This is a genomic window from Duganella radicis (genome assembly GCF_009720825.1).
Taxonomy (GTDB): Bacteria; Pseudomonadota; Gammaproteobacteria; order Burkholderiales; family Burkholderiaceae_D; genus Rugamonas; species Rugamonas radicis.
The window spans coordinates 26657-48243 of sequence record NZ_WNKY01000017.1 but is presented as its reverse complement, the minus strand read 5'-3'; the positions used below and the strand labels follow the sequence as shown (position 1 = coordinate 48243).

The 21587-nt window shown below is 62.8% G+C and carries 18 protein-coding genes and 1 other RNA gene; 8 read left to right on the top strand and 11 right to left on the bottom strand.

What is annotated here, in order from left to right; all coding sequences use genetic code 11:
- Window positions 1–20: 20 nt before the first annotated feature.
- A complete protein-coding gene (aceE, locus tag GM676_RS16535; protein WP_155464808.1) occupies window positions 21–2726 on the bottom strand; it encodes a pyruvate dehydrogenase (acetyl-transferring), homodimeric type in 2706 nt (901 codons plus the stop codon).
- A 232-nt stretch (window positions 2727–2958) separates the two neighbouring features.
- On the opposite strand from aceE, the gene folD reads away from it, so the two are divergent.
- The 5 genes from folD to GM676_RS16510 all read left to right on the top strand — a co-directional run bounded on the left by folD (window position 2959) and on the right by GM676_RS16510 (window position 8102).
- Entirely contained in the window at window positions 2959–3807 is an 849-nt protein-coding gene (folD, locus tag GM676_RS16530) for a bifunctional methylenetetrahydrofolate dehydrogenase/methenyltetrahydrofolate cyclohydrolase FolD (RefSeq protein WP_155464807.1), read from the top strand.
- A 17-nt stretch (window positions 3808–3824) separates the two neighbouring features.
- On the top strand, window positions 3825–5897 hold the full coding sequence (locus GM676_RS16525) for a M3 family metallopeptidase (protein WP_155464806.1): 2073 nt from the start codon (window positions 3825–3827) through the stop codon (window positions 5895–5897).
- Window positions 5898–5985: 88 nt separating this feature from the next.
- Complete coding sequence (locus GM676_RS16520; protein WP_155464805.1) at window positions 5986–6417, top strand: DNA polymerase III subunit chi; 432 nt, start codon at window positions 5986–5988, stop codon at window positions 6415–6417.
- Window positions 6414–6791, top strand: a complete 378-nt coding sequence (locus GM676_RS16515; RefSeq protein WP_155464804.1) for a DUF2486 family protein — start codon at window positions 6414–6416, stop codon at window positions 6789–6791. Before GM676_RS16520 ends, GM676_RS16515 begins: the two co-directional genes overlap by 4 nt.
- A 174-nt stretch (window positions 6792–6965) precedes the next feature.
- Complete coding sequence (locus tag GM676_RS16510) at window positions 6966–8102, top strand: branched-chain amino acid ABC transporter substrate-binding protein (protein WP_155464803.1); 1137 nt, start codon at window positions 6966–6968, stop codon at window positions 8100–8102.
- A 73-nt stretch (window positions 8103–8175) separates the two neighbouring features.
- Here the strand turns inward: GM676_RS16510 and GM676_RS16505 are convergent, their stop codons facing one another.
- Window positions 8176–8496, bottom strand: coding sequence for a c-type cytochrome (locus tag GM676_RS16505; protein WP_155464802.1), 321 nt, complete (start codon window positions 8494–8496; stop codon window positions 8176–8178).
- Between the two features lie 84 nt (window positions 8497–8580).
- Here GM676_RS16505 and GM676_RS16500 point away from each other — a divergent pair, with 84 nt between their 5' ends.
- Window positions 8581–8802 carry a TIGR04438 family Trp-rich protein gene (locus GM676_RS16500; protein ID WP_155464801.1) on the top strand — a complete coding sequence of 74 codons (222 nt, stop codon included), beginning with the start codon at window positions 8581–8583 and terminating at the stop codon, window positions 8800–8802.
- A gap of 33 nt (window positions 8803–8835) precedes the next feature.
- On the opposite strand, the gene ilvD is transcribed toward GM676_RS16500, so the two are convergent.
- Window positions 8836–10698: a dihydroxy-acid dehydratase gene (gene ilvD / locus GM676_RS16495; protein ID WP_155464800.1), complete on the bottom strand. Its 1863-nt coding sequence runs from the start codon at window positions 10696–10698 to the stop codon at window positions 8836–8838.
- Window positions 10699–10824: 126 nt separating this feature from the next.
- Between ilvD and GM676_RS16490 the strand changes: the two genes are divergently transcribed.
- Entirely contained in the window at window positions 10825–11721 is an 897-nt protein-coding gene (locus tag GM676_RS16490) for a LysR substrate-binding domain-containing protein (RefSeq protein ID WP_155464799.1), read from the top strand.
- Window positions 11715–12572, top strand: coding sequence for a prolipoprotein diacylglyceryl transferase (gene lgt / locus GM676_RS16485; protein ID WP_155464798.1), 858 nt, complete (start codon window positions 11715–11717; stop codon window positions 12570–12572). Before GM676_RS16490 ends, lgt begins: the two co-directional genes overlap by 7 nt.
- On the opposite strand, the gene GM676_RS16480 is transcribed toward lgt, so the two are convergent.
- From GM676_RS16480 to GM676_RS16445, 8 genes are all read right to left on the bottom strand, one after another.
- On the bottom strand, window positions 12556–13014 hold the full coding sequence (locus tag GM676_RS16480) for an EVE domain-containing protein (protein WP_155464797.1): 459 nt from the start codon (window positions 13012–13014) through the stop codon (window positions 12556–12558). The two genes, lgt and GM676_RS16480, sit on opposite strands and share 17 nt — an antisense overlap.
- A gap of 64 nt (window positions 13015–13078) precedes the next feature.
- A non-coding RNA gene (gene ssrS / locus GM676_RS16475) (6S RNA) lies at window positions 13079–13259 on the bottom strand.
- A 56-nt stretch (window positions 13260–13315) separates the two neighbouring features.
- The gene (locus GM676_RS16470; protein ID WP_155464796.1) at window positions 13316–13627 is read right to left on the bottom strand and encodes a cell division protein ZapA; all 312 of its coding nucleotides are present in this window, start codon (window positions 13625–13627) and stop codon (window positions 13316–13318) included.
- Window positions 13624–13866, bottom strand: a complete 243-nt coding sequence (locus GM676_RS16465) for a hypothetical protein (protein ID WP_155464795.1) — start codon at window positions 13864–13866, stop codon at window positions 13624–13626. Before GM676_RS16465 ends, GM676_RS16470 begins: the two co-directional genes overlap by 4 nt.
- An 88-nt stretch (window positions 13867–13954) precedes the next feature.
- Window positions 13955–16759, bottom strand: coding sequence for a beta-galactosidase GalA (galA, locus tag GM676_RS16460; RefSeq protein WP_229262730.1), 2805 nt, complete (start codon window positions 16757–16759; stop codon window positions 13955–13957).
- Window positions 16760–16841: 82 nt separating this feature from the next.
- Window positions 16842–19451 (bottom strand): TonB-dependent receptor, encoded by a 2610-nt coding sequence (locus GM676_RS16455; protein WP_155464794.1) that lies wholly within the window; start codon window positions 19449–19451, stop codon window positions 16842–16844.
- Window positions 19452–19594: 143 nt separating this feature from the next.
- Window positions 19595–20557 (bottom strand): LysR substrate-binding domain-containing protein, encoded by a 963-nt coding sequence (locus GM676_RS16450; protein WP_155464793.1) that lies wholly within the window; start codon window positions 20555–20557, stop codon window positions 19595–19597.
- A gap of 58 nt (window positions 20558–20615) precedes the next feature.
- Complete coding sequence (locus GM676_RS16445) at window positions 20616–21533, bottom strand: SMP-30/gluconolactonase/LRE family protein (RefSeq protein ID WP_229262729.1); 918 nt, start codon at window positions 21531–21533, stop codon at window positions 20616–20618.
- Between the last annotated feature and the right edge of the window lie 54 nt (window positions 21534–21587).

Sequence of the window (21587 nt, the reverse complement as noted above, 5' to 3'; positions counted from 1 at the left end):
GCGTTTGCTCCGTTTTCTATTTATTGGGTCACCGGATTTGGTTTGTTCGGATCGAGGTTGTACTTGGCCACGGCCTGCTCAACCACTTTCACGTCGATCTTACCTTCTTCGGCCAGCGATTTCAGCGCGGCGACCGTGATGTAGTAGCGGTTCACTTCGAAGAACTCGCGCAGCTTGGCGCGGCTGTCCGAACGGCCGAAGCCATCGGTGCCCAGCACGCGGTAGGTGCGGTCCTTCGGAATGAAGGCACGGATCTGCTCAGCAAACGCACGCATGTAATCGGTGGTTGCAACGATAGGACCCTGGGTATCCTTCAGCAGCTGTGCGACGTAAGGCACGCGCTGTGGCTGGGTAGGATTGACCAGGTTCCAGCGCTCGGCGTCCTGGCCGTCGCGCGCCACCAGGGTCAGCGAAGGAGCGGACCACACGTCGGCGGCGATGCCCCAGTCGTTCAGCAGCAGTTCCTGAGCGAAGATCGACTCGCGCAGGATGGTGCCCGAACCGATCAGCTGCACGCGAAGCTGGCCAGTCTTGTCAGCTTCGGCTGCCGCGCCTTCTTGCAGCAGGTACATGCCTTTCAGGATGCCCTCTTCCTGGCCCGGCTTGATGCCTGGGTGGGAGTAGTTCTCGTTCATGATGGTGATGTAGTAGAACACGTCTTCCTGTTCTTCCACCATGCGGCGCATGCCGTCCTGGATGATCACAGCCAGTTCGTGGCCGAAGGTCGGGTCGTACGGCATGCAGTTCGGCACAGCGGCGGCGAACAGGTGGCTATGACCGTCTTCGTGTTGCAGACCTTCGCCGTTCAGCGTGGTACGGCCGGCGGTGCCGCCCATCAGGAAGCCACGGGCGCGCATGTCGGCGGCGGCCCACACCAGGTCACCGATACGCTGCATGCCGAACATCGAGTAATAGGTGTAGAACGGCACCATCACGCGGTTGTTGGTCGAGTACGACGTGGCGGCGGCGATCCACGAGCTCATGCCACCGGCTTCGTTGATACCCTCTTGCAGGATCTGGCCTGCCTTGTCTTCGCGGTAGTACATCACCTGGTCCTTGTCGACCGGCTCGTACAACTGGCCTTGCTGGTTGAAGATACCCACCTGGCGGAACAGGCCTTCCATACCGAAGGTACGCGATTCATCCACCAGCACCGGCACGATGCGCGGGCCGACGCTCGAATCTTTCAGCAGCGTGGTCAGGATACGCACGTAAGCCTGGGTCGACGACACTTCACGGCCTTCGGCGGTGGCGTCCAGCACGTTCTGGAAGGCGCTCAGCGGCGGCACGGTCAGTTTTTCGTCAGCTTGCTGGCGGCGGGCCGGCAGGTAGCCGCCCAGCGCGGCGCGGCGCTCGTGCAGGTACTTGATCTCAGGCGCGTCATCGGCAGGCTTGTAGAACGGGATGTCGGCCAGCTTGTCGTCCGGGATAGGGATCGAGTAGCGGTCGCGCATTTCGCGGACGGCTTCGTCGGTCAGTTTCTTGGTGTTGTGCGCGGTGTTGCGTGCTTCGCCGTGCTTGCCCATGCCGAAGCCCTTGATGGTTTTCACCAGCAGGACGGTCGGTTGGCCTTTGTGTTCCTGCGCGACCTTGAAGGCGGCGTAGATCTTGTGCGGATCGTGGCCGCCACGGGTCAAGCGCCAGATGTCGTCGTCGGTCATGTTGGCGACCATCTCCAGCAGCTTTGGATGCTTGCCGAAGAAGTGCTTGCGCACGTAGGCGCCGTCTTTCGCTTTGTAGTTCTGGTATTCGCCGTCGAGGGTTTCCATCATCACCTTGCGCAGGATGCCGTCCTTGTCCTTCTTCAGCAGCGCGTCCCAGCCCGGGCCCCAGATGACTTTGACCACGTTCCAGCCGGCGCCACGGAATTCGCCTTCCAGTTCCTGAATGATCTTGCCGTTGCCGCGCACCGGACCGTCCAGGCGTTGCAGGTTGCAGTTGACCACGATGACCAGGTTGTCCAGCTTTTCGCGCGCGGCCATGCCGATCGCGCCCAACGATTCCGGTTCGTCCATCTCACCGTCGCCGCAGAACGCCCAGACTTTACGGTCGGTGGTGTCGGCGATCGAGCGCGCGTGCAGGTACTTCAGGAAGCGTGCCTGATAGATGGCCATCAGCGGGCCAAGACCCATGGACACGGTTGGGAACTGCCAGAAGTTCGGCATCAGTTTCGGGTGCGGGTACGACGACAGGCCTTTGCCGTCCACTTCGCGGCGGAAGTGCAGCAGCTGGTCTTCGCTCAGGCGGCCTTCCAGGAAGGCGCGGGCGTACACGCCCGGCGAGGAGTGGCCCTGGATGTACAGCAGGTCGCCGCCATGGTTGTCGCTCGGCGCTTTCCAGAAGTGGTTGAAGCCGATGCCCAGCATGTTCGCCAGCGAGGCGAACGAGGACAGGTGACCACCCAGGTCGCCATCGAAGCGGTTGGCCTTGACCACCATGGCCATGGCGTTCCAGCGCATCCACGAGCGCAGTTTTTCTTCGTATTCCAGATTGCCGGGGCAGCGTTGCTCCTGGTCGGCAGGGATGGTGTTGACGTATGCGGTATTGGCGGAGAACGGAATATCGGAACCGCTCTGGCGTGCCAGGTCAATCAGACGCTCCAACAGGTAGTGAGCACGGTCAGGGCCCTCTTGTTCCAGCACTGCGGCCAGGGAATCCAACCATTCTTTGGTTTCTTGCGAATCAGGGTCGGTGTTTGCCGTTACCTGGTCAAGTTGAGCTGACATGTATTAAGTCTCCTGAGTTGAGAGTTCGCTGATTATTTACTAATACTTCGATGACGTGTGGGGATTCTAGCAGCCTATTTTGCCTTTTTCAAATTACGATAAGGCATTTTATATTATGAAATTTCCCTATGAAAACCTTGTGCAGTGCAGCATGCGCAAATCGCCAAAAACGCGGCGGGATGCGGCCTGCGGCCTTATAATCCTGCTTTCCCTCTACCACCTTGTTTAAATCATGTCTGCTCAACTGATCGACGGCGTCGCCCTCTCCAAAAAACTGCGTGCGGAAATTGCTGCACGTGCCGCAACCCTCACCGCCCAAGGCAAACAACCCGGCCTGGCCGTGATCATCGTCGGCGACGACCCGGCCAGCCACGTGTACGTGCGCAACAAGGTCAAGGCGTGCGAAGACGCCGGTTTCTACTCGCTGAAGGAAGAATACCCGGCCGACTTGAGCGAAGCCGCGCTGTTGGAGCGCATCGCCGCGCTGAACGTTGATCCGAAGATCCACGGCATTCTGGTGCAGATGCCGCTGCCCAAGCACATCAATGCGCACAAGGTGATCGAAGCGATTTCGGTCAAGAAGGACGTGGACGGCTACGCCGTGCTGAGCGCCGGCGAACTGATGACCGGCCTGGAAGGCTTCCGTCCGTGCACCCCGTACGGCTGCATGAAGCTGATCGAAAGCACCGGCGTCGACCTGCGCGGCAAGCACGCGGTGGTGATCGGCCGTTCCAACACCGTCGGCAAGCCGATGGCGCTGCTGCTCTTGCAAGCCAACGCCACCGTCACCATCTGCCATAGCGCGACCCCGGACATTGGCGTGTACACCCGCCAGGCCGACGTGGTCGTGGCCGCAACCGGCCGCCGCAACACCCTGACTGCTGATATGGTGAAGCCAGGCGCGATCGTGATCGACGTCGGCATCAACCGCAACGACGAGGGCAAGCTGTGCGGCGACGTCGACTTCGACGGCATCAAGGAAGTGGCATCGCACATCACGCCGGTACCAGGCGGCGTGGGCCCGATGACCATCACCATGCTGCTGATGAACACGGTGGAAGCGGCCGAGCGCACGGCATAACTAACTTAGGAACCAAGATGACTGACAAAAATCCCCTGCTCGACTTCAGCGGCCTGCCGCGCTTTGACGCCATCAAGCCGGAACACGTCACGCCGGCCATCGATGAATTGCTGGCCAAGAGCCGCGCCGTGGTCGAGCAGCTGCAAGCGCCTTCGGACACCGTCAGCTGGGACAGCTTCGTCACCCCGCTGGAAAACGCCACCGAACTGCTGGGCCGCGCCTGGGGCATCGTCAGTCATCTCAACAACGTGGTGGACACGCCGGAACTGCGCGCGGTCTACAACGAGAACCAGCCGAAGGTCACCGAATTCTGGACCGAACTCGGCCAGAATGAAGCCCTGTTCGCCAAATACAAGGCCCTGCGCGCCTCGGCCGAATTCGACACCCTGTCGCCGGCCCGCAAGCGCATCATTGAAAACGCCATCCGCGATTTCCGCATGGGCGGCGCCGAGCTGCCGGAAGATAAAAAAGCCCGCTTCGCCGACATCCAGGAAGAGCACGCCAAAACCTCCACCCGCTTCTCGGAAAACGTGCTGGACGCGACCAACGACTACAAGCTGCTGGTGACCGACGAGGCCGACCTGGCCGGCCTGCCGGACGACGTCAAGGCCGCCGCCCGCGCCGCCGCCGAGAAATCGGAAAAGCAAGGCTGGGAATTCTCGCTGCACTTCCCGTCCTACTACCCCATCCTGCAATTCGCCGACAAGCGCGAACTGCGCGAAACCATCTACCGCGCCAACGCCACCAAGGCCTCGGAGCAAGGCGATGTATTCAGCAAGAAGGAGGAATGGGACAACACCCAGAACATCGTCACCCTGCTGAAACTGCGCGAAGAAGAAGCGCACCTGCTGGGCTACAAGAATTTCGCCGAAGTCTCGCTGGTGCCGAAGATGGCCAAGTCGCCGGATGAAGTGATCGCCTTCCTCGAAGACCTGGCCAGGCGCGCCCGTCCGTTCGCGGAAAAAGACCTGGCCGAGCTGAAGCAGTTCGCCAAGGAAGAACTCGGCATTGAAGACCTGAAAGCCTGGGACATCCCTTACGCTTCGGAGAAACTGCAAGAAGCGCGCTACGCCTTCTCGGCGCAGGAAGTGAAGCAGTACTTCCCTGAGCACAAAGTGATCGATGGCCTGTTCCGCCAGATCCAGAACCTGTTCAACGTCGAGATCAAGCCGGACGAGGCGCCCGTATGGCACAAGGACGTGCGCTTCTTCCGCATCGAGCGCGACGGCAAGCTGATCGGCCAGTTCTACCTCGACCTGTACGCCCGTGCCGGCAAATCCGGCGGCGCCTGGATGGACGACGCGCGCGGCCGCCGCGCCGACGCCGCCACTGTACAGACCCCGGTCGCCTACCTGACCTGCAACTTCACCGAGCCTGCGGTGGAAGACGGCGTCACCAAGCCATCGCTGTTCACCCACGATGAAGTGATCACCCTGTTCCACGAATTCGGCCACGGCCTGCACCACATGCTGACGCAGGTCGATGAGCTGGGCGTGTCCGGCATCTCCGGCGTGGAATGGGATGCGGTGGAGCTGCCGTCGCAATTCATGGAGAACTTCTGCTGGGAATGGGAAGTGCTGGAACACATGACCGCGCACGCCGTCACCGGCGAACCGCTGCCGCGCGCGCTGTACGACAAGATGCTGGCCGCCAAGAACTTCCAGTCCGGCTTGCAGACCCTGCGCCAGGTCGAGTTCTCGCTGCTGGACATGCACCTGCACTACGACTACGACGCCCGCACCGGCAAGACGGTGCAGCAAGTGATCGACGAAGTGCGCGGCAAGTTCGCGCTGGTGATCCCGCCGGCGTTCAACCGCTTCCAGAATTCCTTCGGCCACATCTTCGCCGGCGGCTACGCGGCGGGCTACTACAGCTACAAGTGGGCCGAAGTATTGTCGGCCGACGCCTACGCCGCGTTCGAGGAAGCGCAGAAGCTCGGCCCGGCCGCCGTGTCGGAAACCGGCAAGCGCTACCTGGCGGAAATCCTGTCGGTGGGAGGCTCGCGTCCGGCGCTGGAATCGTTCACCGCCTTCCGCGGCCGCGAGCCGAGCATCGACGCACTGTTACGTCACAGCGGCATGACCGCGTAACGATTAACAATCTCCCTCACCCGCAAGCCGCACGGTAGCAAACTCGATGCCAGCGGCTTGCGGCGTTTTCGCATACACTGGATTCACCATGACACGCATCGACTTCCACACCAATGTACCGGACAAAGTAGCCTACGCCTGCCGCCTCGTGCGCAAGGCCTGGGCCGCCAACAACCGCGTGGTGCTGATGGCCGACGATGCGGCCCAACTGGCGGAACTTGACGCGGCGATGTGGACATTTTCCAGCACCGACTTCCTGCCGCACGTATTGGCGGACGATGCGCTGGCGGCGCACACGCCGATCCTGTTGACGGACAACGATGAGGCGGAATTACCACACACGCACAAAGAATTATTGGTCAATTTGTCGCGCCGCGCGCCACGCAATGTGACGCAATTCGCGCGCATGATCGAAGTGATTTCCTCGCAAGAGGATGATGCGGCCGCCGGCCGCAAGCGTTATGTCGCATACAAGCAGCAAGACTATCCACTTACCCACTTTGTCGCAGGAAAATCATGAGCCAAGCATCGTTTGACGCAAGTATCCCTGTATTGACGGAAGTATTGAAAGCGGAGCCGCTGAGCGATGAAGGCGCGGCGCCGCCGCCAATCTCGGCAGCGGAACAGCTGGAAGCCGACGCCATCGACGGCTGGACGGATGCGGAGTGGGCGGTGATGGAACACCGCCTGTCGGTCCGCATCATGCACCAGTTGCAGTCGCGCGTGGATTTTGTGCTGGAGCAGCGCATCAAGGACAGCATGGCCGAAGTGCTGAGCCATGCCTTGCATGACCTGACCAACGAAATCCGCATCGGCTTGCACGATACCATCGAGAAGATCGTCTCGCGCGCCGTCTCGCAGGAACTGACCCATCTGCAAGCGCAGAAGAAGTAAGCCCTTCCTCCCCGATCCGTGCCCACGCTGGTGCACGGATCGCACCTCCCTGAAGCATCCTTGCCTCAAATCAGGGAAACGCTCCAAAAAAGTACACCAGCCCCCGTGGGACGCTTTGCGCCGCCCGCAATTTGTTGTACCTTGTGACCTTGCATAAACTATTGGAGATTGCACATGCAGTTCAAATTCATTCCTCTCGCCATCGCCCTGGCTTTTGCCGGCAGCGCAGGCGCGCAAGAAGTGATCAAGATCGGTCACGTCGCGCCAGTCTCCGGTCCGTCGGCCCACCTCGGCAAGGACAATGAAAACGGCGCCAAAATGGCGGTCGAGGACTTGAATGCGAAAGGCATCAAGATCGACGGCAAACCGGTCAAGTTTGTGCTGCAACTGGAAGACGACGGCGGCGATCCGAAACAGGGCACGGCGGTCGCGCAGAAGCTGGTGGACGCCAAGGTCAACGGCGTCATCGGCCACCTGAACTCGGGCACCTCCATCCCCGCCTCCAAGATTTACTACGACGCCGGCATCCCGCAAATCTCGCCGGCCACCACCCAGACCAAATACACCCAGCAAGGCTTCAACTCGACCTTCCGCGTGGTCGCCAACGACGGCAAGCTGGGCGGCTCGCTGGGCGCCTACGCGGTCGGCAAGATGGGCGCCAAGAAAATCGCCGTGGTCGACGACCGCACCGCCTACGGCCAGGGCGTAGCGGAAGAGTTCGTCAAAGGCGCGAAGAAAGCGCTGCCGGGCGTGCAAATCGTCGCCAAGGAATTCACCACCGACAAAGCCACCGACTTCAACGCCATCCTCACCACCATCAAGGCCAAGAATCCCGACCTGGTGTTCTTCGGCGGCATGGACTCGGTGGGCGGCCCGCTGCTGCGCCAGATGAAGGCGCTGGGCATCAACGCCAAGTTCATGGGCGGCGACGGCGTGTGCACGGAATCGTTGCCGAAGCTGGCCGGCGCGTCGGCCGTGACCGGCACCGTCACCTGCGCCGAGGCTGGCGGCGTGACCGGCGAAGAGCAGAAAGGCATGGATGACTTCTCGGCCCGCTATCAGAAGAAGTACAACGACAGCGTCAAGCTGTACGCGCCTTACGTCTACGATGCGGTGATGACCATGGCGGCCGCCATGCAGCAGGCCAATTCGGCGCAGCCGGCCAAGTACCTGCCGGTGCTGCAAAAGATCAAATACCAGGGCGTGACCGGCCTGATTTCCTTTGACGCCAAGGGCGACATCAAGGACGGCTCGCTGACGCTGTTCAACTACAACGACGGCAAGAAAACCAAACAGGAAGTGATCAAGTAAATGCCCCTAACGGGGCAAAGCGCCCACCAGCCTGAACGCGCTCAAGATCGCGTTCAGTGCAGGTGGGCTTTCATCATTTCTGGGACAGGACCCATTTCACCAGGGTCTTGGCTTCCGCGTCGTTCACTTGCGGATTGGCTGGCATAGGGATGGCGCCCCACACGCCCGAACCGCCCTTCATCACCTTGGTGACCAGTTTGGCTTCGGCGTCTTTCTGGCCGGCGTATTTGGCGGCAACGTCCTTGTAGGCTGGGCCGACCAGCTTGGTGGCGACCGTATGGCAAGCCATGCAGTTTTTCGCCTTGGCCAGATCCAGGCCCGCGTCCGCCATGGCGGCTTGCGAAGCGAAGGCCGATGCCAGTACTACCCCAACCATCATCAAATGTCGTTTCATTATGCTCTCCAGTGTAAGTGCTACTCTGAACATTCTACCGCGTTTTGCTTGATTACTTGTAAGATGGAGGTTAAGGAGGAAATCATGCCGCTGATCCTATTGATCGTCGCTCTGGTCGCGTTACGCTACTTTGAAGTGTGGAAGTTTGCCGAATTATCCTGGTGGGCCATCGGCGCCCTGATGGTGGTTGCATTCCTGTGGTTTGAATTCCTGGAGCCGATGCTGGGCTTCGACAAGCGCCGCGCGCACAACGAAGACGAGAAGCGCCGCAAGGAACGCGTCAGCAAAACCTTCGACAAGAAATAACTCCCGCTCCGGGCGGAGCGGGAGCAGCGCGGCTTAGCGCTTCAGCTGCGACAGGTCGCGCACCGCGCCGCGGTCGGCGGAGGTGGTCAGCGCCGCGTAGGCTTGCAGTGCCTGCGACACGTAACGATCGCGGTTCACCGGCTTCCACGCGTCCGCGCCCTTGGCTTCCATCGCCGCGCGGCGCGCCGCCAGCGTTTCATCGCTGACACGCAGGCCGATGGTGCGGTTTGGAATATCGATATCGATCATATCGCCCTCTTCCACCAGACCGATGGCGCCGCCCTCCGCCGCTTCCGGCGACGCGTGACCAATCACCAGGCCCGACGAACCACCGGAGAAACGGCCATCGGTGAACAGCGCGCAAGCCTTGCCCAGGCCCTTGGACTTGATGTACGAAGTCGGATACAGCATCTCCTGCATGCCCGGACCGCCCTTCGGACCTTCGTAGCGAATGATGACCACATCGCCCGCATGCACGGTGTCGCCGAGGATGGCTTCCACCGCCGCGTCCTGCGATTCAAACACGCGCGCCTTGCCGCTGAACTTCAGGATGCTCTCATCCACGCCAGCGGTCTTCACGATGCAGCCCTTCTCCGCCAGATTGCCATACAGGACCGCCAGGCCGCCGTCCTTGGAATACGCGTGTTCCAGGTCGCGGATGCAGCCGGCGCTGCGGTCCAGATCCAGCGCTTCGTAACGCTCCGACTGCGAGAACGCCACCTGGGTCGGCACGCCGCCCGGCGCCGCGCGGAACAGCTCATGCACAGCCGAATCATCGGTGCGCACGATATCGTTGCGCTCAATTGCTTCAGCCAGCGTTGGCGCGTGAATGGTTGGGCGCGAGGTATCCAGCAAACCGGCGCGCGCCAGTTCGCCCAGAATCGCGATGATGCCGCCGGCGCGATGCACGTCTTCGATGTGGAACTTGTCCGTCATCGGCGCCACCTTGCACAGGCATGGCACCTTGCGCGAGATGCGGTCGATATCGGCCATGGTGAAGTCCACGCCCGCTTCCTGCGCCGCCGCCAGCAAGTGCAGCACGGTGTTGGTCGAACCGCCCATGGACACGTCCAGCGCCATGGCGTTTTCCCAGGTCGCCTTGGTGGCGATGGAACGTGGCAGGATGGTGTAGTCGTCCTGCTCGTAGTGGCGCTTGGCCAGTTCCACGATCAGACGGCCGGCGCGCAGGAACAACTGCTCGCGGTCCGAGTGGGTTGCCACGATGGTGCCGTTACCCGGCAGCGACAGGCCCAGCGCCTCGGTCAGGCAGTTCATCGAGTTGGCGGTGAACATGCCCGAGCAGGAACCGCAGGTCGGGCATGCGGAGCGCTCGATCTCGGCCACGTCGGCATCGCTGACGGTGGTGTCGCCGGCCTTGATCATGGCGTCCACCAGATCCAGCTTGATGACCTTCTGGCCGCCGTTGACCACCTTCACCACCTTGCCCGCTTCCATCGGACCGCCCGACACGAACACCACCGGGATGTTCAGGCGCATGGCGGCCATCAGCATGCCCGGCGTGATCTTGTCGCAGTTGGAGATGCAGACCATGGCGTCGGCGCAGTGCGCGTTGACCATGTACTCCACCGAGTCGGCGATCAGGTCGCGCGACGGCAGCGAGTACAGCATGCCGCCGTGGCCCATGGCGATGCCGTCGTCGACCGCGATGGTGTTGAATTCTTTCGCCACGCCGCCCGCTTTTTCAATCTCGCGCGCGACCAGCTGGCCCAGATCCTTCAGGTGCACGTGGCCCGGCACGAACTGGGTGAAGGAATTGACCACGGCGACGATCGGTTTATCGAAGTCGCCATCTTTCATGCCGGTGGCGCGCCAGAGCGCGCGTGCGCCGGCCATGTTGCGGCCATGGGTGGTGGTACGGGAACGGTATTGCGGCATGATGAGTCTCCAAAGGTAAGGCTAGCCTAAGAGTGTGCGACTACCCTGCCACCGTGTCAAATATATGATTTCCGCAACTGTGATTCGTATAAAATATCACAGGACTCAAATTACATAGTTAACCATATGGAACTGCGCCAGCTCCGCTACTTCGTCACCGTGGCCGAAGAGCTCCACTTCGGCAAGGCCGCGCTGCGGCTGCACATGACGCAGCCGCCGCTGTCGCAGACCATCCAGGCGCTGGAGGAAGAGCTGGGCGCCGCCCTGTTCGAGCGCAACCGCCGTGGCGTCGCCCTGACGCCGGCCGGCATCGCCCTGCTGCCGGAAGCGCGCCGCCTGCTGGCGCAGGCGCAGGAACTGCCGCAGCTGGTGCAGCGCGCCGCCGCCGGCGAGGTCGGGCGCCTGACACTGGCCTTCGTCTCCTCGGCCGACTACAGCGTGCTGCCGCCCTTCCTGCGCGCCTACCGCGCCGCCTATCCGCAGGTGCAGATCACGCTACAGGAAGCCACCTCGGATCTCCAGCTGGACGACCTGCTGCACAACCGCATCGATGCCGGCCTGTTGATCCCGCCCTTGCCCGACAAGGCCAGGCAGGAACTCGACTACCTGCCGGTACTGAACGAAGCGCTGGTGCTGGCCCTGCCCTCCGGCCTGGCGGCGCTCAAGAAAAAGGGCAAGCTGAAACTGGCCGCCCTGCCACCGCTGCCGCTCATCATCTTCCCGCGCGCGATCGCACCGGCGCTGCACGACGCCATCCTGTCGGTGTTCCGCGAAGCCGGCATCACGCCGCAGATCGGACAGGAAGCGATCCAGATGCAAACCATCGTCAGCCTGGTCTCGGCCGGCATCGGCATGGCGCTGGTGCCGCAGTCCGTCTCCAACCTGATGCGGACCGGGGTAGAATACCGGGCGCTGGCCGACGCCACGCCGCTGGTCGAAACCGGCCTGGCATGGCGGCGCGATAACGCCTCGCCGGTGCTGCACGGATTTTTGGAACTACTACGAAAGAACACTCTATGCTGATACACCCGATGCCAGACCCGATCGCCCTGCAACTGGGCCCGGTCGCCATCCACTGGTATGGCCTGATGTACGTGCTGGCCTTCGCCATGTTCATCGCGCTGGGCCGCGTGCGCATCAAGCAGCCGCATATCGCCGCGCAGCAGTGGAAGAAGGAAGACCTGGACGACATGCTTTTCTACGGCATGATGGGCGTGATCATCGGCGGCCGGCTGGGCGAGGTGCTGTTCTACGAGCCGGCCAAATACTTCGCCGATCCGATTGAAATCTTCAAGGTCTGGCACGGCGGCATGTCCTTCCACGGCGGTTTTATCGGCGTGCTGGTGGCCATGTCGATCTGGGCGCGCAAGGCCGGCCGCAACCTGCTGGACGTGTACGACTTCATCGCGCCGCTGGTGCCGCTGGGTTACGCGGCCGGCCGCCTTGGTAACTTCATCAACGCCGAACTGCCGGGCCGCGTGGTCAGCGACCAATCGCTGCCTTGGGCCATGCTGTGGCCGGACATCCGCTACCCGCTGCATCCGGACCCGGTATTCCTGCAAGGCCTGCGCCATCCATCGCCGCTGTACCAATTGCTGGTGGACGGCCTGATCGTGTTCGTGATTCTGTGGCTGTACGCACGCAAGGAGCGTCCACGGCTGGCGGTGGGCGCCTTCTACACCCTGCTGTACGGCTGCGCGCGATTCTTCACCGAATACTTCCGCACCCCGGACTGGGAACGCGTGATCGCCGGCGTGCCGATCACCTCCGGCCAGGCCCTGTCGCTGCCGATGATCATCGGCGCCATCATCATGCTGATGTGGGCCTACAAAGTGCGCCAGCGCGGCGCACCGCCAGTCATTTCAAAAGCTTGACGATGGCCTTCCATTGCGCCGCCGTCACCGGCGTGATGGACAGGCGGCTGCCTTTTTGCAGCACCACCATGTCTTCCAGCGCGGGGATGGTGCGCATCTCCGCCAGCGGCAGCAGGCGCGTTTTCTGTGTACCCTGCACATCGATGGAAATCCAGCGCGGCGTTTCCTGCGTCGCTTTCGGATCGTAGTATTTGCTGTTGCTGTCGAACTGCGAGGCGTCAGGATAAGGAGTGCTCACTATCTGCGCCAGGCCCGCAATGCCGGGCTCCGGGCAACTGGAGTGGTAGAACAGCACACCATCCCCCACCTGCATCTGGTCGCGCATGAAATTGCGCGCCTGGTAGTTGCGCACGCCGAACCACACGGTGGTCTGTTTGGGCGACGCCATCACGTCATCAATGCTCACTTCATCCGGCTCGGATTTCATCAACCAGTATTGCATCGGAATTCTCCAGACGAAAAAAAGCGGCTGCGCATTCACATGCTAACAACCGCTTCTTTGGATATAAGGCCCCGCCTGTGCCGTCTTGCCGGCATCCCGAACCAAAATGGCTCAGGTGGTCACAGTTAGTTCAATTTCGGGTTCATCGGACTAGCGACGCTCTCGCCCATCGAACAAATTTCCGTAACCGGTGCAAAAGAATGGTTCAAGGAATATATGGCAAGTCTCGAACACCGCAGGGTGAAACGAAGTTTACTCTTTTGTGCGCCGCAAAGGAAGGCCTGTTCGATTTAAAAATCAATTAAAACAGCGCTTCCTGCGGCGTCAGCGCGGCATCCAGCACTTTGTGCATGGCGGCCATCTTGGTCTGCACTTCCAGCATCGACATGTCTGACAACGGTCCTTGTGGCGCTTTCACCGTCAGGAACTCGCCGGCCATGCTCAATGCCGCCATCACGGCGATACGGTCGGTGCCCTTGATTTTGCCGGCGTCGCGGATCGCGCACATTTTACGGTCGACGAAAGCGGCCGCCTTGCGCAACGCCGCTTCCTCGTCTTCCTTGCAGGCCAGCTTGTAGGGCTGACCCATGATGGTCACATCCAGCTGGATCATCGTGCGTCCTCGTTTTCGGTGAGCGTGTCATCGGTGTCGGCGCTGTCGAGCCCCGGGATTTTTCCCAGCAAGGCTTCCAGGCGGCCGGAGGCTTCGCCCAGGCGGCGCTGATAGCCCATGTTCTCCGCCACAAGAGCGGCATTGGCCTGGCGCAGCTGGGCGTTTTCCCGGCGCAGCGCGGCGGTCATTTCGGCCAACTGGTCGATTTTATCGGAGAGGTCTTGGAATTCTGAAATCATCCCGCCACTATAGGCAGCGCGCGGGATGCCGTCAACCGAATCGCGTGTTTGCCAGCAACAAGCACGCGATTTATTTCCTCAACGTCAACTACCGGGACGGTTCGATGGTGACATGACCCTCGATGCCACTGCCCTGCCCCGGCTCCGCCTCGATCAGCACGTTGACCTCGCTCTTGCCGGTGCCGGCCGGCAGCACCACGTCCAGCGGCGCGGCGGCGTAGCTGTCCTTCTTGCCGATCAGCGCGCCGTTGAGCCAGATCTCGGCCTTGCCCTTGATGGCGGCGAAGCGGATCAGACCCGTGCCGTCGGCCAGGTTCTTGCGCGGCGTGAAGCTGGCGCGGTACAGATGATACTTGCTGCCGGCGGCGGCGCGCATCGGCGGCGAGCCCCAGCCCCAGGTATTCATGTCGAAGCCGGCCAGTTGCTGGTTCGGATCCGGACGCGCGTCGCCTTCCGGCGCGATGCGCCAGCTGCGCACAAAGGTCAGCGGCGCGTCGGCCAGGCCGACGTAAGGCACGGCGGCCACCTGCTTCACCGGGATCGTCACGCGCGCGGCTTGCAGGCCTTGCGCGCTGGCGCTGACGGTGATGGCGTCCTTGCTGTCGTAGCTGGTCTGCACGATCAGCTGCGCCAGGCCGTTGAACAGGCGGCGCGTGGCGCCCTTCTCGTCTTCGTGCGAATTCGGATCGCCATTGCCATGGCCGATGGAGCGTCCGCCGCCGGTGACGGCGAAGGTCACTTCATTGTCCGCCAGCGGCACGGCGCGGCCCTGCGCATCCAGCGCGCGCACGGTGATCGGCATGGCGTCGTAGCCGTCGCCGTTCAGGCCCGCGCGGTCGGGTATCAGTTCCAGCGACACCGGCGCGCCGGTGGTTTCCACCGCCGTGCGCACCACTTCCTTGCCGCCCTTGTAGCCGATGGCTTCCAGCTTGCCCGGTTCATAGGCGACGTTGAAGTAGTTCATGCGGTACGGGTCGGCCTTCTGCTCGCCCAGTTCGCGGCCGTTCAGCAGCAGCTTGATGCGCTCGACGTTGGCCATCACCATCACACGCACATTGTCGCCCTGCTTCCAGTTCCAGTGCGGCGCGATGTGGATCAGCGGCTTGTCCTTGATCCACTGCACCTGGTGGATGTAGTACGCGGTTTTGGCAAAGCCGTTCAGGTCCATGATGCCGAACACCGAGCTGACCGACGGCCACTCGTTCGGCGTCGGTTCGCCGCGGTAATCGAAGCCGGTCCACACGAAACCGCCCGCCACGTAAGGACGCGTGTCGATCGCCTCCCATGCGTCGCGGTGGGTGTTGCCCCATGGCGCCGCATCGTCGTCGTAGCTGGCGATCAGGTTTTTATCCTTGACTGTCTTGTACTCGCCGCGCGTCATGAAGGCGGAAGTATCTTCGGAGCTGGTGAACGGCTTGTCCGGACGCGCCTTGTGGAAGCGATCATAATCCGGCACCTGATAGTTGGAGCCCACCACGTCCACCGCGTGCGACACATTCAGCTCGGTCAGGAAGCCGCCGTTCATGGCGGCGGTGACCGGACGGGTATCGTCCAGCGCCTTCACGGCGGCCGACATGCGGCGCACCATTTCGTAACCGACTTCGGTGGCCTGCACCGGTTCCTCGTTAAACACCGACCACAGGACGATGCCCGGGTGATGGCGGTCGCGCCGCACCATCCACTCCAGCTGCTTCATGTAGTCCGGCGACGGGTTGAAGTTGCGGTTCTCGTCCATCACCACAAAGCCCATGCGGTCCACCATGTCCAGCACTTCGGCCGCCGGCGCGTTGTGCGAGAAGCGGATGGCGTTGACGCCCATCTCCTTCAGGCGGCGCAGGCGGTACTCCCACACCGAATCCGGCACCGCCACGCCAACGCCGGCGTGGTCCTGGTGGATGCACACGCCTTGCAGCTTGACGTGCACGCCGTTCAGGAAGAAGCCCTGCGCCGCGTCGAAGCGGATGGTGCGGAAGCCGGTGTTGAGCGAAGTCTCATCCACCGCCTTGCCGGCTTGCAGCACGCGCGTGGTGACGCGATACAGATTGGTTTTCTCGAGCGACCATAGGGCCGGGTTGTCGATGGTGACCGGCAGCTGCACGGCGCTGGTGGCCAGCACGCCCACGCGCGCCGGGGCGGTGCGTTGCGCCACCTGCTTGCCGGACGGGTCGTACACCGTCACTTCCACGATCACCTCGCCGGCGGTCTTGCCGCTGTTGTTCAGCGTGACTTCCACCGGAATGCTCCACTGCTTGTCTTTGGTCAGGCGCGGCGTGGCGTGCACGCCATCCGTCACCACGTGCACCGGATTGCGCTTGACCAGCCAGCTGTGGCGATACATGCCGGCGCCCTCGTACCACCAGCCTTCCATCGCTTCCGCATCGACGCGGATGGCGATGGTGTTCATCGCATCGCCGTAACGCAGGAACGGGGTGATGTCGATGTAGCTGGCGTTATAGCCGGACCAGTTGCGGTTGACCACATTGCCGTTCACCCACACCGTGGCGTGGGTGGCGATGGCGTCGAACTGCAATTCGAAATGCTTGCCGCGCTCCGATGGATCGACGCGCAGGTAGCGCCGGTACCAGCCGATGCCGCGCGGGCGATAGCCCTGCGAGACATTGGCCTTGGGGTCGAACGGGCCTTCCACCGCCCAGTCGTGCGGCAGGTTGAGGCGGCGCCAGCCCGAGTCGTCGTATTCATTGCCAGCCGCGCCGCCGGCGCTGCCGGCCTTGGCGTTGCTATAGGATTCCTCATGCCCGACGATGGGCGGCTCGACCAGGTCGCCCTGGTGGAACAGCCAGCCACGGTCCAGCGACAGGCGTTCGCGTGGCGCGGCGTTGACGGCAACGCAGGCCAGCATCAATAAAGCGGTAGCGATCAGTCTTATCTTCAACTTCGTCTCCCTGAATAAAAAAAGCGGAGTAGCGCCATCACGCACCACTCCGCCAAACCACGATAAAAGGATGAACGTGTGCTTACAGCTTGAAGGTCAGGCCCAGGTTGAAGCGACGGCCGAACTCGGTGACTTCCTGCTGCCCCGGAATATTGGCGCTGGTGTACACCGCCTTCTGGTTGGTCAGGTTGTCGATACCGAAGCGCAGTTGCAGGTTAGGCGTCAACTGCTTGGCCAGGTTCAGGGTCAGGTAAGTCTCGGCTTCGTTCATGATCAGCTGGCCGGCGCCCCAGGTCGGGTTGCGGGCGAACTTGCTGTGATAGTTGGCCGACAGGCGGGCTTCGTAGCCGGCCTTCTCGTACCACAGGGTGACGCCGCCGTTGGACTTCATCAGGCCTTCGATCGGATACGGATTCACCGCCGGGGTCTGCTCCTTGATGTTGCTGGTGGTGTAGGCGTAGCTGCTGAAGATGCCCAGGCCATCCCATGGCGCCGGCAGCGAGGTGAAGGCCTGCTGGTACACCAGCTCCAGGCCGCGGATGTCGCCGCCCTCGCCGTTCACCGAACGGGTGATGGTGGCGTTGCGGCCATTGACCACGGTGGTGTCGCTTTCGATGGCGATGTAGCGCGATACCTTCTTGTAGAAGCCGCCAGCCGACAGCAGCGAGCCTTTGCCGAAGTACCACTGATACGACAGGTCGACCTGATTCGCCATCATCGGTTTCAGTTCCGGATTACCGGCGCTGCCGGTCACCGGCTGGCTGGTATCGGTGTTGACGCTCAGGTTGCGCGAGCTGCGCATTTCATCCAGCGGCGCGCGCGACATGGCGCGGGCCACGCTGAAACGCACCTGGCGTGTCTGCGCCTCGTCCATGTTGAACACCAGGTTCAGGCTAGGCAGGATCTCGGTGTACGAGGTGCCGCCTTCGGTTGGCGTTGGCGTGGCGCCGTTGATCGACTGCATGCCGTAGCCGGTCTGCTTGGTGTGCACCAGGCGCACGCCGACGTTGCCGCGATAGGTCTTGCCCAGCGCCTCGCCGTCCAGGTCGCCCTGCACGAAGGCCGAGGAGCTGCGCTCCTTGACGCGCCAGCCGGCCAGCGCGTCGTTGCGGATCTGCCAGTCTTCCTGCTTCTGGCCGTTCGGATTGAAGGCATTGCCGCCGAAGGCGCTGGCGATGGTGCTGTCCCAGTCTTTCAGCGAGATGAAGGCCGGGTAGCCGTCCACGTTCACGGTCTGGTAGGCCGAGGCCGGAATCGCCGAGGTCGGCTGCAAGGTCCAGGTGGTCTGGTGGTAGCTCTTCTCGCGGTCGGTGGCGCGCACGCCAACCTTGATGCGGCTGACGATGCTGTTGTCCAGCTGGCGCGACGCGCTCAGGCTGACGGCGTTCAGCTTGTCCTTCACGTGGCCATCGTTGTCGATGTACAGCGACGGCGCGCCGAAGTTGGAGACCTTGCCGCTGTCGATGCCGAAGCTGTAGTTCTGCACTTCATCGCCCGGGAACGACCAGCTGACCGGCACGCTGCTGTTGGCGTACTGGCGCAGGTCGCGCCAGGCGCTGCCGCGGCGGGCGTGCGAGGTCGACAGGTCGGCGTCGATCTTCCAGTCGCCGGCGTTGAACTTGCCGTTCAAGCCGCTGGCGGCAACGCTGGTGTCCTGCACGTAGATGAAGTCGTTGTTGATCAGGCTGGCGTTGCTGATGGTGCCGCCGACCACGTAGCCGTTGCGCACGTCGAGGTTGCTGTAGTTGGCCGAGTTGTAGCCATCCCAGTTGCCGACGCCGTCCACCCAGTGCTGCAAGCCGCGTTCCTTGATCTTGGCTTCGGCGTAGTAGGTGTCGGCGGTGATCTGCACGTCATTGTTCGGCTTCCACTCGACCTTGCCCAGCACGCTGCCGCGCTTGTCCTTGCCCTGGCGCGCTTCGTCCTGGAAGCCCCATGGCAGCTTGTCGATCTTGCCGTCGCCGGTGACGTCGACCGAGTTGGTTTCGTTGAAGCCCCAGTGGCGCTTGTTCTTCTGCACCGATGGCTGGTCCTGGTAGCTGAACGCCAGCGCCGCGCCGATGGTCTTGTTGGCGAACTGGTCGACGAACACGCCGCCGATGCGCGGCGCGGTCTTGTCGGCGCCCTGGATGTCCTTGGCCAGCGGATAGTACAGCGCGTCGGCGCGCAGCACGATCTGGCGGCCGCTCATCTTCAACGGCGAAACCGTTTGCAAATCAATCGTGGTGGCGATGCCGCCTTCCACCACGTCCGCCTGCTGCGTCTTGTAGACGGTGGCGCCGCTCAGCGACTCCGATGGGAACTGCTCGAAACGCACGGCGCGGTTAGGCTCCGACGAGGCCAGCTCGCGGCCGTTGAGGGTGGCGCCGATGAAGCGCGGGCCCATGCCGCGCGCCACGATCTGCGAGGCGTTGCCGCGGTCCAGGCCGGACGACAGGCCCGGCAGGCGCGCCAGCGATTCGGCGATGGTGGTGTCCGGCAGCTTGCCGATGTCTTCCGACGAAATCACTTCCACGATACTGTTGGAAGCTTCCTTGGCCGCCAGCGCATTGCGTACCGATGCGCGGATGCCGGTCACGTTCACTTGTTGAATATCGCCTGCCGCGGCAGCCTCCTGGGCAAAGGCTTCTTGGACGAGCAGCGGGGCGGTGAAGAGCGTGGCGATCAGCCAGCTCATTTTTTTGTGCTTCATTGTGCATCTCCAGTGTTTGTATGTGTTCCGTCTCTGGTGAAGATGTGGACGGATAACGGGATGCTAACGAAACACGATATTCCTAACCAATAGCTAATTTAGTTTCGGCCATACCAAGTTCGTATATCAAACAAGGTTGTGCTTTAAGCAGGCGCGCGATAGTGAGGATAGATGCTGGCTGCGGCGTCGCGCAGCGCGATCAGCATGGCATCGGCGCCAGGCGACAGCTGGTGTCGTTTGCGCGTCACAATGCCGAAGGAATCCATGCTGACGCCCAGATCGAACGGCAGCACCTTCAACAGGCCGGCGTCCAGATACGGTTGCACCGCTTCCGCCGGCAGCGCCACGATCATGTCGTTGTTCAGCAGCAGGCTGGCCACCACCGGCATGTCCAGCGTCTCGATGGTTTCCGCCGGCTGCTCCAGGCCGTGCGACAGGAACAGCGCGGTCAGGCGGTCGCGCAGGATGGAGCCGGCCGGCGGCAGGATCCAGCACTGCTCCATCAGGTCTTCCAGCTGCAAGGCGCTGTGATTCATCAGCGGATGGCTGGCGCGCGCGATCAGCAGATGCGGCTCGTCGGTCAGCGGTTCGAAATTCAGTTCATCGGCGGCCTCGGTATCGAGGATGCGGCCCACCACCAGATCGAGCTCGCCGCCGCGCAGGCGCTCCACCAGCACCTTGCTGGTGGACATGGTCACCGCCACGTGCACGCGCGCGTGGCGCTCCTTGAGCAGGTTGATCGCCTTCGGCACCAGGCCGGTGGCCGGCGCCAGCACGGTGCCGATGCCGACCCGGCCGCGCAGGCCGGACAGCAGTTCCATCACCTCCTGGTGCGCCGCGTCCATCTCCGCCAGCGCCGCGCCGGCACGGCGGATCAGCACCTTGCCGTACCAGGTCGGCGACACGCCGCGCGACAGCCGCTCGAACAATTGCACGCCCAGCGCGTGTTCCAGCTCGCCCAGCAATTTGGAGGCGCCCGGTTGCGTCAGGTTGGCCGCTTGCGCCGCATGGGCGATGGAGCCATGCCGGCCGAGTTCGACCAGCAGGACGAGGTGACGGGTTTTCAGGTGGGAACGAACAAAGCGGTCCGAGCGGGAATCAGTCATATGGGTGATAAGGTTGATTGCCCATCATAATTGCGGGCTCGGCCAGCGTCAATCGTCGTTACGTGCGGGTACTACCGATGGAAGCGCTCCCGCTATCAACAAACAAGCTATCGGCCACGCCGGGCGCCAGACCCCTGGCCAGATCGGGCGGCAAACCGTACAAGCCGCCTTGCGCGCCCAGCACCAGCAGTTGCCTCAGCTCGTCCCCGCCGAACGCCACGCTGGCCGCCGCCTCGCGCGCCAGCGCGATCTGTTGCACCACCTGGCCGGCGCCGTCGTACTGCACCAGCGCGCCGCCCTGCACGCTCCACAGATGGCCGGCGCTATCGAAGATGGCGCTGCCGAGGCCCGGCTCCAGCATGGCTGAAAACGGTTTCACGTCACTGGCCTTGGCCCGTTCGGCGTCGTAGTCGCACTGCATGATGGGGCCGCGCGCGGCGTCGGCAAACAGCATGCGACGGCCGTCCGGGCTGAAGGCGATGCTGGCGGCGCTGACCACCGCCGGCAAGGCCAGCCGGCGCAAGCCGTGGCGCTGGGAATACTGGTAGAAGCTGCCGATGGGGCGCTGATCCTGGGCCGTGTTGGCGGTGCCGAACACGAAATTGCCGTCGCGGTCGGTGCAGCCGTCGCTGATGCTGGTGCGCGGCTCGGCGGCGTCGATGGTGATCAGCACCTGTGCCTGCAGCGGCCGGCTCGGCTGGCCCGGCTGCGGCAGCTCGACCATGCCCAGCCGCTTGCCCAGTCCCAGCAGCACGCGGCCGCTGGTGCAGCATGCCATCACGCGTGCGGTTTCTAACATACGCACGCCACTGGGCATCGCCGGCGGCGCCGGCCAGGCGTATAGTTGGCTGCCTACCGGGTCCGGCCAGCGCCAACATTGCTGTAAAGCATCCCAACGCAGTGCGCAGCCGGCCTGCCCGACCCGGACCAGCATGACGCCGGGCGTGGTGGTGACGGTGGGACTGGCGGCATTCATACGGCTCCTGGAACGGATTGAGGTAGGAGAAAGTCTAAGGGAAGGGGCCGCGCC

Excerpts from the sequence above, each read along its gene's own strand:
- aceE (WP_155464808.1), bottom strand. The coding sequence starts at position 2,726 with ATGTCAGCTCAACTTGACCAGGTAACGGCAAACACCGACCCTGATTCG.
- folD (WP_155464807.1), top strand. The coding sequence starts at position 2,959 with ATGTCTGCTCAACTGATCGACGGCGTCGCCCTCTCCAAAAAACTGCGT.
- GM676_RS16525 (WP_155464806.1), top strand. The coding sequence starts at position 3,825 with ATGACTGACAAAAATCCCCTGCTCGACTTCAGCGGCCTGCCGCGCTTT.
- GM676_RS16520 (WP_155464805.1), top strand. The coding sequence starts at position 5,986 with ATGACACGCATCGACTTCCACACCAATGTACCGGACAAAGTAGCCTAC.
- GM676_RS16515 (WP_155464804.1), top strand. The coding sequence starts at position 6,414 with ATGAGCCAAGCATCGTTTGACGCAAGTATCCCTGTATTGACGGAAGTA.
- GM676_RS16510 (WP_155464803.1), top strand. The coding sequence starts at position 6,966 with ATGCAGTTCAAATTCATTCCTCTCGCCATCGCCCTGGCTTTTGCCGGC.
- GM676_RS16505 (WP_155464802.1), bottom strand. The coding sequence starts at position 8,496 with ATGAAACGACATTTGATGATGGTTGGGGTAGTACTGGCATCGGCCTTC.
- GM676_RS16500 (WP_155464801.1), top strand. The coding sequence starts at position 8,581 with ATGCCGCTGATCCTATTGATCGTCGCTCTGGTCGCGTTACGCTACTTT.
- ilvD (WP_155464800.1), bottom strand. The coding sequence starts at position 10,698 with ATGCCGCAATACCGTTCCCGTACCACCACCCATGGCCGCAACATGGCC.
- GM676_RS16490 (WP_155464799.1), top strand. The coding sequence starts at position 10,825 with ATGGAACTGCGCCAGCTCCGCTACTTCGTCACCGTGGCCGAAGAGCTC.
- lgt (WP_155464798.1), top strand. The coding sequence starts at position 11,715 with ATGCTGATACACCCGATGCCAGACCCGATCGCCCTGCAACTGGGCCCG.
- GM676_RS16480 (WP_155464797.1), bottom strand. The coding sequence starts at position 13,014 with ATGCAATACTGGTTGATGAAATCCGAGCCGGATGAAGTGAGCATTGAT.
- GM676_RS16470 (WP_155464796.1), bottom strand. The coding sequence starts at position 13,627 with ATGATCCAGCTGGATGTGACCATCATGGGTCAGCCCTACAAGCTGGCC.
- GM676_RS16465 (WP_155464795.1), bottom strand. The coding sequence starts at position 13,866 with ATGATTTCAGAATTCCAAGACCTCTCCGATAAAATCGACCAGTTGGCC.
- GM676_RS16455 (WP_155464794.1), bottom strand. The coding sequence starts at position 19,451 with ATGAAGCACAAAAAAATGAGCTGGCTGATCGCCACGCTCTTCACCGCC.
- GM676_RS16450 (WP_155464793.1), bottom strand. The coding sequence starts at position 20,557 with ATGACTGATTCCCGCTCGGACCGCTTTGTTCGTTCCCACCTGAAAACC.
- GM676_RS16445 (WP_229262729.1), bottom strand. The coding sequence starts at position 21,533 with ATGAATGCCGCCAGTCCCACCGTCACCACCACGCCCGGCGTCATGCTG.